Here is a 16,723-nt window from a genome sequence, read left to right on the forward strand (position 1 = left end):
CCCCGAGGAGAAGCCGTGACGATCAGCGTGGTGCTCGTCGACGACCACGCGGTGGTCCGCGAGGCCGTCGCCGGCATGCTCGGCGCCCAGCCCGAGATCAGCGTCGTCGGCCAGGCCGGGTCGCTCGCCGAGGGCCGCGCCCTCTTCGACCGGCTCCTGCGCACCCCACCGCCCGGCAAGGTCGTCGCCGTCATCGACGTGACGATGCCCGACGGCAGCGGCCTCGCCCTCGTGCGCGCCGTTCGCGACCGGTCCAAGGACATCGGGCTCGTCGTCCTGACGATGCTCAGCGACGACTCCACGCTCCTCGAGGCCCTCGACGCCGGCGCCTCCGCGCTCGTGCGCAAGAGCGCGCCGGCCGACCAGGTCCTCTCGGCGGTGCGCCGCGCGGCCGACTTCCCGCTCGAGTTCTCCGCGAGCGGCCTCGCCGAGGCGATGCGCCGCCAGCACGAGACGCCGCAGACGACCCTGACCAGCCGTGAGACCGAGGTCCTCAAGCTGCTCGTCGAGGGTGCGTCGGTGGCCCAGGTCGGCCGTCAGCTCTTCATGAGCCCGTCGACGGTCAAGACCCACATCGGCAAGATCTACGAGAAGCTCGGCGCGCACAACCGCGCCAGCGCGGTCATCGCCGCGGTCCGGCTCGGCCTCGTCGCCGACGTCGACCGCACCTGACCTGCCGTCACCCCTGGCGTCGATCCGGCGTCACATGTTCGAGAAGGCGTCCATGATCTGGATCGCACCCGGGCCGATGATGACGATGAACAGCGCCGGGAAGATGCACAGGAGCAGCGGGAAGAGGATCTTGACGGTCACCTTCTGCGCCTGCTCCTCCGCGCGCTGACGGCGCACGACGCGCATCTCCTTGGTCTGCTCGCGCAGGACGCCGGCGATCGGGAGGCCGAGCCGGTCGGCCTGGACGAGCGTCGACACGAAGTTCTTCAGCTCGGGCGCGGTCGTGCGCTCGCCGAGGGAGGAGAACGCCTCGCCGCGCGACTTGCCGATCTGCATCTCGGACAGGACGCGGGCGAACTCGCCGGCGATCGGGCCGGTGACCGTCCGGGCCACCTGGAGGATCGCCGCGTCGAAGCCCTGACCGGCCTCGACGCAGACCGTGAGCATGTCGAGCGCGTCGGCCAGGCCCTTGCGCATGTCCTGCTGGCGCTTCATCCCGGCGTTGTAGACGAGCAGGTCCGGGAGGAAGAACCCGGCGGCGCCCGCCGCGAGCGCGATGAGCAGGCTCTTGACGCTGAAGCCCATGACGAGCAGCACGACGATCACGCCGAGGATGAGGCCGAGCCCCTTGGCGCCCATGACGCGCTCGACGGTCCACGCCTGCGGGTTGCCGGCCCGGTCGAGGTTGCGCGCGATCCGCCCGCCGGTGCCGGCCGGGGAGATCCGGGCCGAGAAGCCGCGCAGCCGCTCGAGCATCGGGGCGAGCAGCCGCTCCTGGACCCCGAGCTCGTTGCGGGCGACCTCGCGGACGGTCGGCTTGTGGTCGAGCAGCTCGAGGGAGCGGGCGACACCGGTCGAGCTGTTCGCGCCCAGGCCCACGGCGAGGACGAGGAGCACGAGCGCGAGGCCGATGAAGCAGACGGCGGCGAGCAGGAGGATCACGTCACACCTCGATCTTGACGATCTTGCGCATCCAGAGGATGCCGAGCCCGATGGCGACGATTCCCGCCGTGAGCATGAACAGGCCGATGGTGCGGGTCCACAGCAGGCTGACGTACGCGTGGTTGGCCCACGTGCTGTAGAAGAACAGGCCGATCGGCAGGCCGACGAGGGCGTAGGCCGAGAGCCGGCCCTCGGCGGAGAGCGCCTTGACCTGGCGGCGCAGCATCTCGCGCTCGCGGAGCGTGGCCGCGGTCGTGCGCAGGGTCTCGGCGAGGTTGCCGCCGACCTCGCGCTGGATGCGGATGGCCATCGTCGTCCAGCGCATGTTGTGGCTGTCCATGCGCAGCGCCATCTTGTCGAGCGCGTCGCTGACGTCGGCGCCGATGCGCGCCTCGGCCAGGGCCCGGCTGAACTCCTTGGCGGCCGGCTCGGGCGCGTCCTTGGCGACCGAGTCGAGGGCCTGGAGGAGGCTGAAGCCGGAGGCGAGCGAGGTCGCGACGAGCATCATGACGTCCGGCAGCACGGTCTCGAACTTGCGGGCCCGCCGCTTGGCGAGGAAGCGCAGGACGAACGGCGGGGCGATCGCGCCGAACACGAGGCCGAGGACGCCGCCGATGATCGGGTGCGAGCCGAGCAGGAGGATGCCGGCGGCCAGGCCGATGACGAGGGCGACGAGCCGCATGACGAGCCACTCCCCCGCGCGCCACGGCAGGTCGGCGCGGACGAGGAGCTCCATCGTCCGGGTGGTCGAGTCGCGACCCTCCATCAGCTGCTCGCCCATGCTGACGATGGACTCGCTGATGGCCGACGCGCTCGCGGCCTGCCGCTGCGGGGACCGGGCCTTGCCGAGGCCGTAGTCGTCGATGGCCGAGATCCGCTCGCTGCGCTTGCTCCGGAAGGTCGGGGCGGCGAAGGCGATCGAGAGGACGAAGACGCCGATGAACACGACGGCCACGGCCGGGACGAGGAGGGCGGGCGAGAGCGCGGTGAGCGACGCGAGGGCGGCCGGGGTCTCGTCGAGGTCCGGGGCGACGAGCGGGCCGTCGTCCTCCGGCACCTCGACGGGCGCGGTGTCGCCGAGGTTCAGCTCGGAGGTGTTGTGGAAGGCCTGCCCGGAGGCGGTGCCGTCGACCTTGAGGGTCTGGGCGCCGCCGACGTCCGCGGGCTTGGTGATGGTCAGCCGCACCTGCGAGTTGAGCGCGACGGCCGCGGCCGAGAACGCCGAGGCGACCGCGGCCCGGTCGGCGGCGTTGGCCACCGAGCCACCGCCGGCGTCCGCGAACTGCTGGAGCACGGCCGTGTTCGCCTCGCCGGAGTTGAACGAGACGACCTCGGCACGGACCTTGGCGCGGGTCAGGGCCCGCAGCGCGGCCTGGCGCTGGCTCTCGGCGCGGGCGTCGCCGCCCTCCATCGCCGCGACGGTGTCGCCACCGTCGCTCAGCAGCAGGAGGCTGCGCTCGCCCTTGGTGCCGAGGCCGCGGACCGCGTCCTGCACACCCTTGTAGAGGGAGGTCTCGCCGCCCGAGCGCAGCGAGTTGACCGCCCGCGACACCTTCCCGCGGTCGGTCGTCGGGGCGACGTCGATGCCCGAGGTCGAGGCGAACGAGACGACGCCGACCTTGACGTCCGACGGCGCCTCGGCGAGGAACTTCGCGACACCGGCGCGGACCGTGGCCATGCCGGAGGCGCCCATCGAGCCGCTCGTGTCGATGACGAGCATCGTCGAGCGCGGCTGCTTCGAGGGCTCGGAGACGGTCACCGGCACGAGCCGCGAGCCGAAGGTCGCCGTGACGGACTTCCAGTCGACCTTGACCGCGCTGCGCGGGCGGAGCACGAGCGTCGCCGTCACCGTGTCCTTGGCGACGCGCACGTCGCTGAGGGTCGACGGGATGCCGTCGGCCGCGACCGCGGCCGGGGCGCCGAGGGCGGGGACGAGGAGTGCGGCGAGGGTCGCGAGCGCGACCGGCGCCGCGGACAGCCGCCGGCGCACGGAGCGGGCGGGAGCAGGGCTCACGTCAGCCTCGCCCCGGTGACGAACAGCTGCGGGGCCACCTCGACGCCGAGGTCCTGGAGGTCGGTGAGGAACTTCGGCCGCAGACCGGTGGAGATGAGGGTGCCGCGGAAGCGGCCGTTCTCGTCACGGCCGGCGCCCCAGTCGAAGGTGAAGATGTCCTGGAGGGTGACGACGTCGCCTTCCATGCCGACCACCTCGGTGATCGCGACGATGCGCCGCGAGCCGTCCTTGAGGCGGGCCTGCTGGACGATGAGGTCGACCGCGCCGGCCACCTGCTCGCGGATGGCCCGGACCGGCAGCTCGACGCCGGCCATGAGGACCATCGTCTCGAGGCGGGAGAGCGAGTCGCGCGGGGTGTTGGCGTGGACGGTCGTGATCGAGCCGTCGTGGCCGGTGTTCATCGCCTGGAGCATGTCGAGCGCGGCGCCGTCACGGACCTCGCCGACGACGATGCGGTCGGGCCGCATGCGGAGGCTGTTCTTCACGAGGTCGCGGATCGCGATCGAGCCCTTGCCCTCGATGTTCGCCGGCCGGGACTCCAGGCGCAGCACGTGGTCCTGGTGCAGCTGGAGCTCGGCGGCGTCCTCGATGGTGACGATGCGCTCGTCCTCGGGGATGAACGAGGAGATGACGTTGAGGGTCGTCGTCTTCCCCGAGCCCGTACCGCCGGAGATGATGATGTTCCGCCGACCGATGACGCAGGCGCGCAGGAAGTCGCGGACGCTGGCCGTGATCGTCCCGAAGGCGATGAGGTCGGCGTCGGTGTAGGGGTCCTGGGAGAACTTCCGGATGGTGAGCATGGCGCCGTCGAGGGCGATCGGGTTGATCACCGCGTTGACGCGCGAGCCGTCGGGGAGGCGGGCGTCGACGAGCGGGCTGGCCTCGTCGACGCGGCGGCCGACCCGGCCGACGATCTTGTCGATGACGCGGCGCAGGTGCGCCTCGTTCGAGAAGTGCGTCTCGACCCGGTAGAGCTTGCCGGAGCGCTCGACGTAGATCATGTCGGCGCCGTTGACCATGATCTCGGAGATGTCCGGGTCGCGCAGCAGCGGCTCGAGCGGGCCGTGGCCGAGGATCTCGTCCGAGACCTCCTGGGCGATGCGGGTCCGGTCCGCGTGGCTGAGCGGCGTCTGCTCGGCGTCGATCGTCTCCTGGAGGGTGGTGCGCACCTGCTGGGCCAGCTCGGCCTCGGGCAGGTGGGGGTCGTAGAGGCGCGGCCCGAGGTGGTCGATGAGGGCCTGGTGCACGCGGCCCTTGACCTCCGAGAACGGGTCGAGGACCCGGCGCCGGGCCGCCGCGCCCTGCCGGGCGGTGCCGGTCGAGGCGGAGGGGTCGGTCGTGGCCGTGGCGGCCGCCTGGGCGCGGCGGACGCTGTCGAGACGGTCGGCGAGGCTCATCGACGGCTCCTGAAGAGGCCCTTGCGCGCGGCGGCGTCGCCGTGGTCCGGCTCCTCGCTCGCGCGCTGGGTGCGGATGTGGGACTCGACGAGCTCCTTGATGGCGACCGCGACCGGCGCCTTCGGCTCGTCGAGGACGATCGGCACACCCCGGTTGACCGACGCGGGGACGGTCAGCGAGTTCGGGATGTTGACGGCGATGCCGGTCTTGATGGCCGACTCGACGTCCTCGGGACGCAGCCCGACCTTCGTGTCGGCCTTGTTGAGCACGATGACGCGGGCGTCCTTCGGGCTGCCGATCATGTCGAGCGTGTCGAGCGCGACGCGCAGGTTCTTCACCGCGGGGATGTCGAGCGTGGCGATGAGCACGAGCGCGTCCGAGACGTCGATCGAGGCGAGCACGTGCTCGGTGAACGACGGCGGGGTGTCGATGAGGACGTAGTCGTAGCTGCGCCGGGCGACCTTGATGACCTCGGCCACGGTGGGCACCGGGATGCGGTCGGCGTCGCCGGGGTCGTTCGGCGCGCAGAGCACGTCGAGGCCGCTCGGCTCGTGACGGGTCACCAGGCTGCGCAGCGCCTCGTCGTCGAGGTTCCCCGACATCGAGACCGCGTCGAAGATCGACTGGTGCGGCACGAGCTGCAGGCTGATCGCGACGTCGCCGAAGGACAGGTCGAGGTCGACGAGCAGGGTGCGGTGCCCCTCGCTCGCGAGCGCCACGGCAGCGTTCGTCGAGAGGGTCGTCTTGCCGACGCCGCCCTTGGCAGAGAAGACCGTGACGACCTTGCCCTCGCGGGCGGCACCGCCACCGGCGTGGCCGATGAGGCGGGAGGTCAGCTCGCGGCTGCGCCGCAGCGCGTCCGCGATGGCCGTGTGGTCGTCGGCGCCGACGACCTCGCGCACACCGGCGCGCAGCGCCTGCGAGAGGGTCGTGACGTCGATCCGGCTGCGCAGGAGGATGACTCCGAGCTCCGGACGGTCGAGGCGGGCGGCCTCGGAGAGCTGGCAGGCCTCCTCCACCGGCACGTCCGCACCGATGACGACCTGCTCGACCTGGGGGTTGTCGTGCAGCGCGCGGGCCACCATGCCCGAGGAGTCGAGGGCCGTGGTGTCGGGACCCAGCGCGAAGCGGTAGCGCTCCAGGGCCGAGGGGTCGGGGTCCCAGAGGATGTTCACCGGACCTTGTCCTTCAACATCGTCATGTCGCTCACCGACAGGTTCGGGTCGATCTTCAGCTCGGAGCCGCGCAGGCCCGCGTAGAGCGTGAAGTTGTTGATTCCGTGGACGAGGCGTGCGGCCTGCTCGGGCGTGACCTCGAGGGTCACGAGGAAGCTCGCGGACTGCGCCGCGGCCTCTCCCCCCTCGCCCGTCGACTGCACCGGCGTGAGCGACGCGTCGCCCATCGCGATGACCTTGACGTTGTCGAGGAGGATCGAGGTGCCGGACCCGACGGCGGTCTTCTCGGTCTCGCCGCTGCTCTTCTTCTCGAGCGTGGCGAGGTCGTAGGTCATGAAGATCGTCAGCATCGACCCGGGGCGCACGAAGTTGCCGACCCGGGCGGGGTCCTGGAGCTGCACGGACACCGCGAGCTTGCCGGCGCCGACCTGGAGGGCCTTCTCGCCGACGGGGGTGTCGCCGAAGGCCGACCCGAGGACGTACTGCCCGGGCGCGATGTCGGTGAGCGCGACGAGGTCGCTGTTGTTCTCGTCGACCCCCTCGAGCGCGCCGACCGGCTTGGCCCGGGCGGCGACGTCGGTCTGCGTCAGCTGGCCGAGGCGGACCGCGTCCTTGAGCGTCGTGCCGGCGGGGACCACCGAGGTGCTGACGTACACCTTCGTGGGGCTGGCCGCGGCGACCGCGCGGGCGTCGGCTCCGCGGGCGTAGACGAGGACGAGGACCGCGCCGACGAGGGCGATGACCGCAGCCGCGAGGATGGCGAGGATTCGACGACCCATGGAAACCGTGTCCTAACAGAGGTATGGGGTGCTGGGCGGCGCGACCCGGTCGCGCGGAGGTCTGGTGGGCATCGGGTCGCGGGTGCGACCCGGTGTCCCGGGTCCTCGCTCCGCGCCGGGGGTGGCAGCGGTGCGCGAGGGGTGTGGCGCCGTCCGGCTGGAGCTCAGATGCTGGTCGCGGCGTCGCGGAAGAAGGTGGAGAGGTTGCGGCCGAGGATGAACACGGACGCGATGATCACGAGGGCGATGAGGGCGACCATGAGCGCGTACTCGACCGCGGTCGCGCCGCGCTCGCGGGGGAGGCGCAGGACGCGCTCGACGTGCGGACGGACGCGGAGGGTGGTCCGGGCCAGGAGGGAGGTCATCAGGGGTGTCACCTGTCCTTCGGAAGTGGTTCGGGGCGCCGGCCCTGTCGGTGACCCGACGGTGACCGACGCCCCGACTCGTTGGTGATCCGGCGGATCAGATGCTGTTGGACACCGTGTTGAACATGGTGGACAGGCGGGTGCCCAGGAGGGCGACGGCGACGATGATGACGACCGCGATGAGCGCGACCATCAGGCCGTACTCCACGGCGGTGGCGCCCTTCTCGGAGCGGATGTCGGCGAGCTTGGCCTGGAACTTGACGAGAGCCTTGGTCATGACGGGTGGTTCCTTTTCTGGTCTGGAGGGGTGCTGTCGAGCAAGGTCAACGCTGTCAGGTCGCGACCGGCCGCGACATACGCCGATGGGTCCGTGCTGGCCCGCCCGTACGGCGCAGCGGGGTCAACCGTTCGGCCGATCGCTCCGGAGCGGGCCGGCGACGCGGTTTCTGCGATAGTCGACACCGCCCCCGGCCCTGCGACGGAAGTGCCGCGATGACCGCCAGCCCGACCAGCGAGAGCGTCGGCATGCGCGAAAAGCGTTCTGCCACAGGCGCTCTGTGGATCGCCTGGGGCGTCTGCGTCGCGCTCGTGGCGGTCGTGGTCCGGTTGCGTGGGCAGCCGGACGTCGACCTCTGGCTGCACCTGCGGATCGGCACGGAGCTGCGGTCCGGGCGGTGGTTCGGGGTGCTCCCCGACCCGCTGGCCCTCGCGGCCGACCGCCCGTACCTGCCGACGCAGTGGCTCGCGGAGCGGGCGATGGTGCTCGTGCACGAGGTCGCCGGCGTCACGGGTCTGCACCTCGTCCGGGCGCTGCTCCTCGTGGCCCTCGCGGGCCTGCTCCACGCCGTCGCGCGGCTGTGGGCCGGCCCGGTGGCCGCGGCCGTCGTCGCGACGGCGGCCGTCCTCGCGACCTCCGCCGCTTGGGGCGAGCGGCCGCAGCTGGCCGGGGTCGTCGCGGCGGCCCTCGCGCTCCTGCTGTGGTGCCGCACCCTCGTCGACGGGCGGGCGCGCTGGGCCCTCGTCCCGCTCTCGTGGGTGTGGGCCACGGTCCACGGGTCGTGGCCGGTGGGGGTCGCGTTCGGCGGGCTCGTCCTCGTCGCCCTCGCGCTCGAGCGCCCGCGTCCCCCGGTCCGCTGGGGCCGGGTCACGGCGGTCCTCGGGGCCACCGCCGTCGTCCCGGCGCTCACCCCGCTCGGCCCGCGCCTGCTCCTCGAGCCGTTCGCCGTGGGCGCGGCCGCCCGGGCGGGCGTCAACGAGTGGCGCGCCCCGTCGCCCGGCAACCCGCTCCTCGTGCTCGTCCTGCTCCTCGCCGCCCTCGTCCTCGTCCGGCTGGCGCGGTCCCGGAGGCTCGACCCCGCCGCGCTGCTCCTCACGGCGGCCGGGGTGACCCTCGCGGCGACCTCGGTGCGCACCATCGCCCTCGGCGCCCTGCTCCTCGTGCCCGCCCTGGCCCGCGCGCACCGCGCCGCCATCCCCCGGGAGGCGGTCCGGCGCGAGTGGTGGCCGGCGGTGGCCGCGGGACTGGTGCTGCTCGTCGTGCCGGGGGTGGTCCTCGGCGGGCCGGCGGGCGGGCCGCTGCCCGCGTCCGTCGACGCCGCGGTGGACCGGCTGCCCGCCGGGACGCCCGTCGCGGTCGACGCGTACGCGTCCGGGTGGGTCCTCTGGGCGCACCCCGGCGTGCGGGTGCTGCGCGACCTGCGCGCGGAGGTCTACACCCCGGCCGCGGCCGCCGCGTACGAGGATTTCGAGCGGGCCCGGCCGGGGTGGCCGGCGTACGCGGACGCGCACGACGTCGGAGCCGTCGTGTGGCGCGCGGGCGAGCCGCTCGACCGCGCCCTCGCCGCGGACGGCGGCTGGACGCGCACGGCCGCCGGCGACGGCTGGGTGCTCTGGACCCGCTGAGCGTCCGGAGCCGGGCTCAGGACGGGACGCGCTCGAGGACGGTGAGGTCCCCGAGGTCGCGGGCGACCCGCCAGCCGCCGGCCTCGACGAGCCGCCCGGCATGGTCGGTGTCGAGCACGACGACGTCGACGTCGGCGTCTGGTGGCACCGTCCCGTCGTGGAGGAAGTCGAGGAAGGCCGCCTGCACCGCGCGCGGGAAGGCGTCGACGGGATTGGCCGCCCAGACCCGCACGCCGTCGCGCGCGAGGGTCTCGGCGAGCGGCTCGACGGCGAGCACGGGTCGGCCCTGCGCCACCTCGCGGACCGCCGGGACGAACCGCTCCCCCGGTGCGGCGGCCGCCGACCCGCGACCCGCGAGCACGACCCCCGCCGCGAGGGCGACCACGAGGGCGGTCACCGCGGGGAGCACGAGGCGCGCCGCCCCGGGTCGTGTGGCGGGGACCGTGGCGTCGTCGGCGTCCGGGCGCCGGTCCCGGGCCCGCATCGCCGCGCCGGCGAGGAAGAGGACCAGCCAGACGCCGTTGCGCGCCGCGGAGGCGGTCCCGACCGCCAGTCCGGCGACGGCGACCCACTCCCACAGCGGCATCCGGCCGCGGACGGCGAGGACGAGCAGCAGCGCCGCGGCGGCGAGCATCGCGACGTCGAGCGGGTGGCCGAGGTCGGGACGGGCCCAGAGGTCGGTGTGGCGGGCCGCGGCCTCGTTCCGCAGCGCCGACAGGTAGTACGCCGGCGTCCCGGTTCCGGCCGAGGTGAGCACGAGGGTGAGCGCGGCACCGGCCCCGACCCCGAGCCGCCTCACCAGCGGCCCGCCGCCGGGCGAGAGGACGAGGAAGACCCCGAGGACGGCCAGCCCGACGAGCACCGCGCCGTGGAGGTTGCCCCAGAGCAGCACGAGCGGCACGACCCACCAGAGACCGCGGTCGGGGCGGTCGTGCTGACGGCGCAGGAGGAGCACGACGAGGACGAAGGGCACGAGGGAGAGGGACGGCAGCCGGGTGACGGCGAACGCGGACGCGGCCCCCACGACGACGAGGGACACGACGAGCGCCCCGCGCCCCTCCCCGCCGCCGAGCCGCCGCCCGTCGGCGAGGACGACGAGGAGGGTCGCGGCGACGAGCACGAGCTGGAGGGCGGCGAGGGCGGAGGTCCCCAGCCCGTCGACGACGGAGAGCAGGACCTGGGCGAGGACGATCGGGTTGTGCCAGCCGGCCTGCGGTGCCGTGACGAACGGGACGCCGTCGGGGACCGCTCCGGTGGCTCGGACCGCGTCGCCGAGCGCGACGACCCACAGCAGGTCGGACCCGAGGACGACGAAGACGGCGAGCCCCACCACCCAGGCGCCCACGGCGACGGTCGCCAGCGGCAGGGCACGGGCGGGTGCGGGGGTCCGCGACATGACGGGAATCCTCGAGCTGCCGGGGTCGGGGCGGCGGCTCGACCATAATCGACGACCATGGCCGCCGGGACCGCGACACGAGCTCGACGGACGCGTGAGGTGCCGTGGCTCGCGGCCACGGTCCTCGTCGCGTTCGCCGTCGGTGCGTGGTCCCTGCGCCTCTGGGAGTGGGACCCCCGCAACCCCATCGCCATCGGCTGGGACCACACCCAGATCTCGATGCAGCTCAAGGACATCCACGACCACGGCTGGTACTGGCGCAACCCCGACCTCGGGTTCCCGTTCGGGCAGGTGGGCTCGTTCTTCCCCGAGCTCAACGTCGTGCACATGCTCGCCATCAAGGCCCTCGACCTCGTCCTGCCCGGCACCTTCACCGCCGGCAGCGTCTACTTCGTCCTGTCCTTCCCCCTGACCGGCGCCACCGGCTACCTGCTGGCGCGCAGCCAGGGGCTCTCGCGGGCGGCGGGCTTCGTCCTCGGCGTGCTGTTCGCCAACGCCCCCGGGCACGCCGAGCGCTTCGGCCACCTCTACCTCGCCCAGTACTGGGTGGTCCCCGTCGCGATGTGGCTCGTCCTCGAGGTGGCCCGGGGTCGGGCCCTGCTCTCGCCGGCCGGCACCGGCACCCCCCGCTGGCGAGGCGGACGGACCCTCGTCACGGTCGCGGCGGTGCTCGTCGTGGGGCTGAGCGGCGTGTACTACGTCGCGTTCACCCTGATCCTCCTGCTCGTCGCCGCCCTCGCGCGACGCTTCGGCGGCGGGTCCCCCGTCGACCTCCTGCGGGGCGTGGCGGTCATGGCCGGCCTCGTCGTGTGCATCGGCCTGCCGCTGGCCGCGGCCCGCCTCGGCCTGCGGGGCGAGCTCGTCACGGGCCGGGTCCCGGCGCAGCGGAACCCGGGCGAGTCCGAGCTCTTCGCGGGCAAGCTGATGGACCTCCTGCTGCCGTGGCCGGGGCACCGCCTGCCGGCCCTCGAGTACCTCACCTTCGCCTACCGCACCGCCACGCACGCGACGGTCGAGACCTCCGCCCTCGGGGTCGTCGGCGTCGCCGGCCTCGTCGGGCTCTCGCTCCTCGGCCTCCTCACCCTGCTCTCCGGCCGGCGGACCGACCCCCAGCTGTCCCGGTGGTCCGGGCTGACCCTCGTCTCCTTCCTCGTGTACACCGTCGGCGGGCTCGGGTCGTTCATCGCCGTCTTCGCGACCCCACAGGTGCGCACCTGGTCGCGGATGTCGCTCTACGTCCTCGTCCTCGCGCTCCTCGCCGTCGGCGCCTGGCTGACCCGCCTCGAGCGCCGGCGCGGGGTCCTCACCGCGGGGCTCGTCGCGGTGCTGCTCGTCGTCGTCGGCAGCCTCGACCAGACCAACCCCGCGCTCGCGCCCGACCACCGGGCCGTCGCCCGCGAGATGGACGGCCTGCGGTCCTACACCTCCGCGCTCCAGCAGCGGGTGGGCCCCGGGTGCGGCGTCTTCCAGGTGCCGGTGCTGCCCTATCCCGAGACGCTGGGCCCGGAGCGGATGGAGGGCTACGACCAGCTCAAGCCCTACCTCGCGGGCAGCGACCTGCGCTTCAGCGTCGCGGCGATGCGCGGCACGGCGGCGGCCACGTGGCAGTCGGCGGTCGACACCCGCGACCTCGACGGCCTGGCCGCCGACCTGCGCTCGGCCGGCTTCTGCGCGCTCGAGGTCGACACCGAGGGCTTCTCCGCCAAGCAGGACCCGACCGGCCGGCTCACCGAGGCGTGGGGCGACCCCGTCGCGCGCACGCCCGACGGCACGTTCCTCGCGTGGGACCTGCGGGCCGCGGGTGCTGCGGGCGAGGGCGACACCGCCCGCCGCACCCGGGTGCTCGAACCGCTGCTCGTGTCGGTCGGCGGCTACGAGCCCGAGGAGGTCGACGGCACGCTCGGGCAGTACCTCGGACCGCTCGGCGGCATCTCCGTCGCCAACCCCGGCGCACCCGCGCGGGTCACGGTGCAGATGGAGGTGCGCGGGGTCGGCACGTCCCGGCGCGAGGTCACCGTGAGCCACGGTGACGAGGTGCTCGCCCGGGTCACCGCCTCCGCCGACGTCTCCACCCGGCTCGCCCTCACCGTCGACGCACCCCGGGGGGCCACCGACCTCGTCGTCCGGGTGTCCGGTCCGACCGAGAAGGAGTCCGACGGCGACCGCGTCACCACCCTCTTCGTCAGTGACGTCGAGGTCACGGCCGACGGCGGGCGCCGCGCGGTCTCCCTCCTCGACCAGGTCGCGACCGGCTGGGTCCTCCCGTGACGCCGGCGCCGGCGCGGCGCGGGTGGCTGCTCCCGTGGCTGGCGCTGGCCGCCCTCGCCATCGTGCGGGCCGGGGTCGTCGACGAGCGGGACCCGTACTGGCAGGTGCGGGCCGGGCTCGAGAACCTGCGCGGCGCACCCCTGTCGCGACCGGACTCCTGGAGCTGGGCGCCGGTCGACCGGCTCTTCACCCAGACCTCCCCGGCGTGGAACGACGCGCTCGCCCTCGGCTGGCGCACGGCCCGCTCCGCCGGCCTCTTCACGGTCTCGCTCGCCTCCATGCTGCTCTTCACGACCCTCGTGCTCGTCGCCGCGCGACGGCTCGGGGCACGCCCGCTCCCGGCCCTCGGCGGGGTGCTCGCCGTGCTCCTCCTCGCCCTGCCGATGGTCTCGCCGCGGGCCACGCTCGTCGCGCAGTCACTCTTCCTCGCGGCGGTCCTCGGCACCGACCGGCTCCGGGTGCCGGCGCAGCGGGTCCCGGCCGTCGTCGTCGGGGCCCTGGCGCTGCTCGGCGGGGTCGTCGTCGCCGGCGCCGGGAGCTGGGTGCACCTGTCCTGGCTGCTCCTCGCCCCGGCGCTCTGGCTGGCCGTGCTCGTCCTCTGCCTCGCGACGCCGGACCTCGGTCGTGCGCGGACCGTCGCCGCGACGCTGGGCGCCGGGGCCGGCCTGCTCCTGGGAGTGCTGGTGGGCCCGTACGGCACGCGCGCCTGGGAGGTCACGCGCACCGTGCAGGACGCCGCCGACGGGGTCATCCTCGAGTGGATGCCGCCGACCGCCGCCGGGCTCGCCGCGCGCTGGGTGCCGACGGCGGTCGTCGCCCTCGTGCTCGCCGGGGCCGGCGCGGTGCACACCGCCCGCCGCTGGGGTGGGCGGGCGGGCGACCCCCGGGTCGGGCTCGCCGCCGCCCTCCTCGTGCTCGCGATGCCGGCCGCGGTCGGCGGGTTCCTCGGCGTGCGGTTCGTCGGCCTCGCGCTGCTCACCCTCGCGCCGCTCGCCGGGGTGGGTGCGACCCGGCTGGCAGGTCGGGCCGGTGCCCGGGCCCGGGCGGAGGTGCCGACCGGTGCCTTCCGCAGCCCGGTCGTCCGGCGCTGGTCGGTCGGCGGGCCGTGGCGCGTCGTCGGGTGGCTGACGCTCGCGCTGCTCAGCCCGCTCGTCCTGCTCGCGGGCGCCCGGCTCGGCCGGCCCGCGGAGGCCGCCGTCCTCGACGCCCTCCCGCGCGGCTGCCGGCTGGTGTCCGACCCGGCCTCGGCCGGTCCGGTGCTCCTCCTGCGGCCCGACGTCCGGGTGTGGATCGACACCCGGGCCGACTACTGGGGAGCCGCCCGCAACCGGGAGGCGCTCGAGGTGCTCGCCGGGCGCTCCACCGACGTGCCGGCCGTCACGGGGGCGACCTGCGCGATGCTCTCGGCCGCCGACCTGCCGACCGGTGACCTCGCCGCGGCGTTCGACGCCGACCCGCGGTGGCGCGCGACGGCGAGCGCGCCCGGCCTGCGCACGTGGGTGCGGCGCTGACCGCGGGGGACCTGCCGGTTCGAGGTGATGCACGACCGGATGCTGGTCGGGTTTCACCTCGACTCCGCGGGGGTGCCGGCCGGTCGAGGTGATGTACGACCGGATGCTGGTCGGGTTTCACCTCGACTCCGCGGGGGACCTGCCGGTTCGAGAGTGGCGGTGGGCCCGTCAGGCGCCGGGACGGCGGAAGGTCACCCGCAGGTGGCCGAGGAACGAGAAGCCCACGACGACGACGAGGACGAGCAGCTGCGCGACGAACGGGTGCAACCCGAACGCCTCGACGCACAGCGGGACGCCGACGAGGCTCAGCGCCGCCCCCGTCCACCAGACGCCGAGGAAGGTGGCGAACTGCCGGCCGAGCGGGCCCTCGGCCGCGAAGACGAGGCCGCGGTAGGCCGGGAACGCGAAGGCGATGGCGCTCAGCTGCGCGGCCGCGAGCCCGACGAGGTAGTGCGCGCCGAGCGCGAGGGCCGCGCCGAGCACGGAGAGGTAGACGACCTGGGTGACCCCGCCGACGACGCCGTAGCGCACGACGACGGGCAGCGCGGTCCACGCGCGGCGGACCCGGCCGAGGTCGGCGGCGACCGGCACGGGGGCCAGGGTCGGCTGGGCCATCGGGCTCCTTCGGGTCGCGTCGGACGGGCGCCGGTCACGCTACGGGCCGGGCCGGTGCGCGGTCACGGGCGCGAGCCGCGAACGGGCCGTTCGGCCGACCGGGGCCGACCCGAAAGACCCGAACGGTCGATGCGGCCGGCGGGCGGGGCGCGGCCCGCGCGGGCTATCTTCGCTGCGGCGGGACCCCTGCCCGCAGCCGACGGCGAGGAGCAAGACGTGGACCAGGCCCGGCCCGCCCGCGTCCCGGTCGCCGACCGGCCGGGCCCGGAGACCGGCGGACGCGTCGAGGGGTCGCGGCGCGCGTCGGGGCTCCCCCTCACCGGTCGCCTGGCCCCCGCCGTCCTCCTCGTCGTCGTGGCCGCCGTCCAGACCCTGCACGCGGTCGACGACCCCGACACGTGGTGGCACCTGCGGACCGGTGCCGACCTGCGCCGCTCCTTCGAGCTCGTCGGACCCGACCCGTGGAGCCCGTTCACCACCCATGAGTGGATCCGCCACCAGTGGCTCGGCGACCTGCTCATGGTGACGGTGCACGACGTCGCCGGCCTGCCCGGCATCGCCTGGCTGGTCACCGCGTTCTCCGTCGTCACCGTCCTCGCCGTCTACGCGGTGGCCCGGCGGCGCGCCTCGGTGCTCGTCGCGACGGCGGTGGCCGTCGCCGCCCTCGTCGGCGCCTCGATGACCCTCTCGGCCCGGCCACAGTCGATCTCGTTGCCGCTCACCGTGATCGCTGCGGGTGCGTGGCTCTCGACGGTCCGCGACCTGCGCGCGCGGTGGTGGCTCGTGCCGCTCACCTGGGTGTGGGCCTGCTGCCACGGCTTCTGGTTCCTCGTCCCCGCCCTCGGCGTGGTGGTCGCCGTCGGGCTCGTCCTCGAGCGGGCGCCGTGGCGGGCCGTCGGGCGGGCCGTGGCCCTGGCCGGGGCCTGCCTCGCGGCGGCGGCGCTCACCCCGGTGGGCCCGCGTCTGCTCGTCGCGCCCTTCGAGGTCGGCCCGATCACCGGCTTCATCGAGGAGTGGCGGCCGCCGCCCGCCGGCGCGCCCGCGTTCGTCGCGGTGTGCGTCATGGCCGGGCTCGTCGTCCTGCTCCGCACGGTCGGCGAGCCCCCGCACTGGGCCGAGGTCGGCGTCCTCGTCGTCGCGGGGTACCTCGCCGTCGCCCACGGCCGGACCGTCTCGCTCGCCGCGCTGCTCCTCGTGCCGCCGCTGGCAAGCGCCCTCCAGGAGCGCCTTCCGTTCGTGCGCGAGAGGGTCGGCCGCGGCGAGGTCGCGGCCCTCGCCGCCGCGAGCGCGGTCGGCCTCGGCCTCACCGCCGTGCTCGCCCCCGCGCAGGGCGGCACCCCCGACGGCTTCCCGACGGCCCTCTCCCCCCGGCTGTCGGCCCTGCCAGCCGGCACGGTCGTCTGCGACGACTACGACGCCGGTGGCTGGCTGTGGTGGGCGCACCCGGACCTCGTCCCCGTCATCGACGGTCGCACCGAGCTCTACACCCCGGCCGACCTGCGCGCCTACGCAGGCTTCGCCGCGGGCGGGCCGGGGACCGAGGCCGAGGTCCGCCGCCGCGGGTGCACGGCGGCCCTGCTGCGCGACCCCTCCCCCGCCGCGGACTCGTTGCAGGACCTCGGCTGGCGCCTCGACGGCCGCGCCGACGGGTGGCAGCTGCTCCGCCCCGGCGGCTGACCCCGCTGCG

Annotated in this window: 14 protein-coding genes; 5 read left to right on the forward strand and 9 right to left on the reverse strand. The window is 74.7% G+C overall.

Annotated features, from left to right (window positions below; translation table 11 throughout):
• The first annotated feature begins 15 nt into the window (after positions 1-15).
• Positions 16-672 (forward strand): response regulator transcription factor, encoded by a 657-nt coding sequence (locus JQN70_RS20930; protein WP_204131395.1) that lies wholly within the window; start codon positions 16-18, stop codon positions 670-672.
• Positions 673-702: 30 nt separating this feature from the next.
• On the opposite strand, the gene JQN70_RS11045 is transcribed toward JQN70_RS20930, so the two are convergent.
• From JQN70_RS11045 to JQN70_RS11075, 7 genes are all read right to left on the reverse strand, one after another.
• Positions 703-1,614: a type II secretion system F family protein gene (locus JQN70_RS11045; protein WP_204131396.1), complete on the reverse strand. Its 912-nt coding sequence runs from the start codon at positions 1,612-1,614 to the stop codon at positions 703-705.
• Between the two features lies 1 nt (position 1,615).
• Positions 1,616-3,628 (reverse strand): type II secretion system F family protein, encoded by a 2,013-nt coding sequence (locus tag JQN70_RS11050; protein WP_204131397.1) that lies wholly within the window; start codon positions 3,626-3,628, stop codon positions 1,616-1,618.
• Positions 3,625-5,025 carry a TadA family conjugal transfer-associated ATPase gene (locus tag JQN70_RS11055; RefSeq protein WP_204131398.1) on the reverse strand — a complete coding sequence of 467 codons (1,401 nt, stop codon included), beginning with the start codon at positions 5,023-5,025 and terminating at the stop codon, positions 3,625-3,627. The genes JQN70_RS11050 and JQN70_RS11055 overlap by 4 nt, the downstream gene beginning before the upstream one ends.
• Positions 5,022-6,200, reverse strand: a complete 1,179-nt coding sequence (locus JQN70_RS11060; RefSeq protein WP_204131399.1) for a CpaE/TadZ family protein — start codon at positions 6,198-6,200, stop codon at positions 5,022-5,024. Before JQN70_RS11060 ends, JQN70_RS11055 begins: the two co-directional genes overlap by 4 nt.
• Positions 6,197-6,979: a Flp pilus assembly protein CpaB gene (cpaB, locus tag JQN70_RS11065; RefSeq protein ID WP_204131400.1), complete on the reverse strand. Its 783-nt coding sequence runs from the start codon at positions 6,977-6,979 to the stop codon at positions 6,197-6,199. The genes JQN70_RS11060 and cpaB overlap by 4 nt, the downstream gene beginning before the upstream one ends.
• A 164-nt stretch (positions 6,980-7,143) precedes the next feature.
• A complete protein-coding gene (locus tag JQN70_RS11070; protein WP_204131401.1) occupies positions 7,144-7,344 on the reverse strand; it encodes a Flp family type IVb pilin in 201 nt (66 codons plus the stop codon).
• A gap of 97 nt (positions 7,345-7,441) precedes the next feature.
• The gene (locus tag JQN70_RS11075; protein ID WP_166121552.1) at positions 7,442-7,621 is read right to left on the reverse strand and encodes a Flp family type IVb pilin; all 180 of its coding nucleotides are present in this window, start codon (positions 7,619-7,621) and stop codon (positions 7,442-7,444) included.
• A gap of 215 nt (positions 7,622-7,836) precedes the next feature.
• On the opposite strand from JQN70_RS11075, the gene JQN70_RS11080 reads away from it, so the two are divergent.
• Positions 7,837-9,246 (forward strand): hypothetical protein, encoded by a 1,410-nt coding sequence (locus tag JQN70_RS11080; protein ID WP_204131402.1) that lies wholly within the window; start codon positions 7,837-7,839, stop codon positions 9,244-9,246.
• A 16-nt stretch (positions 9,247-9,262) separates the two neighbouring features.
• Here the strand turns inward: JQN70_RS11080 and JQN70_RS11085 are convergent, their stop codons facing one another.
• Positions 9,263-10,642 (reverse strand): hypothetical protein, encoded by a 1,380-nt coding sequence (locus JQN70_RS11085; protein WP_204131403.1) that lies wholly within the window; start codon positions 10,640-10,642, stop codon positions 9,263-9,265.
• Positions 10,643-10,699: 57 nt separating this feature from the next.
• On the opposite strand from JQN70_RS11085, the gene JQN70_RS11090 reads away from it, so the two are divergent.
• Both JQN70_RS11090 and JQN70_RS11095 read left to right on the forward strand, forming a co-directional pair.
• Entirely contained in the window at positions 10,700-12,910 is a 2,211-nt protein-coding gene (locus tag JQN70_RS11090) for a hypothetical protein (protein ID WP_204131404.1), read from the forward strand.
• Positions 12,907-14,421 carry a hypothetical protein gene (locus JQN70_RS11095; protein ID WP_204131405.1) on the forward strand — a complete coding sequence of 505 codons (1,515 nt, stop codon included), beginning with the start codon at positions 12,907-12,909 and terminating at the stop codon, positions 14,419-14,421. Before JQN70_RS11090 ends, JQN70_RS11095 begins: the two co-directional genes overlap by 4 nt.
• Positions 14,422-14,589: 168 nt before the next feature.
• Here JQN70_RS11095 and JQN70_RS11100 read toward each other — a convergent pair whose 3' ends face one another.
• Positions 14,590-15,036, reverse strand: coding sequence for a GtrA family protein (locus JQN70_RS11100; RefSeq protein WP_204131406.1), 447 nt, complete (start codon positions 15,034-15,036; stop codon positions 14,590-14,592).
• A 216-nt stretch (positions 15,037-15,252) separates the two neighbouring features.
• Between JQN70_RS11100 and JQN70_RS11105 the strand changes: the two genes are divergently transcribed.
• Positions 15,253-16,713, forward strand: coding sequence for a hypothetical protein (locus tag JQN70_RS11105; RefSeq protein ID WP_204131407.1), 1,461 nt, complete (start codon positions 15,253-15,255; stop codon positions 16,711-16,713).
• Positions 16,714-16,723 lie beyond the last annotated feature (10 nt).

Source organism: Phycicoccus sonneratiae (assembly GCF_016887965.1).
Lineage (GTDB): Bacteria > Actinomycetota > Actinomycetes > Actinomycetales > Dermatophilaceae > Phycicoccus > Phycicoccus sonneratiae.

Coding starts and splice junctions, on each gene's coding strand:
- JQN70_RS11055 (WP_204131398.1), bottom strand. CDS start 5,025: ATGAGCCTCGCCGACCGTCTCGACAGCGTCCGCCGCGCCCAGGCGGCC.
- cpaB (WP_204131400.1), bottom strand. CDS start 6,979: ATGGGTCGTCGAATCCTCGCCATCCTCGCGGCTGCGGTCATCGCCCTC.
- JQN70_RS11070 (WP_204131401.1), bottom strand. CDS start 7,344: ATGACCTCCCTCCTGGCCCGGACCACCCTCCGCGTCCGTCCGCACGTC.
- JQN70_RS11075 (WP_166121552.1), bottom strand. CDS start 7,621: ATGACCAAGGCTCTCGTCAAGTTCCAGGCCAAGCTCGCCGACATCCGC.
- JQN70_RS11080 (WP_204131402.1), top strand. CDS start 7,837: ATGACCGCCAGCCCGACCAGCGAGAGCGTCGGCATGCGCGAAAAGCGT.
- JQN70_RS11085 (WP_204131403.1), bottom strand. CDS start 10,642: ATGTCGCGGACCCCCGCACCCGCCCGTGCCCTGCCGCTGGCGACCGTC.
- JQN70_RS11090 (WP_204131404.1), top strand. CDS start 10,700: ATGGCCGCCGGGACCGCGACACGAGCTCGACGGACGCGTGAGGTGCCG.
- JQN70_RS11100 (WP_204131406.1), bottom strand. CDS start 15,036: ATGGCCCAGCCGACCCTGGCCCCCGTGCCGGTCGCCGCCGACCTCGGC.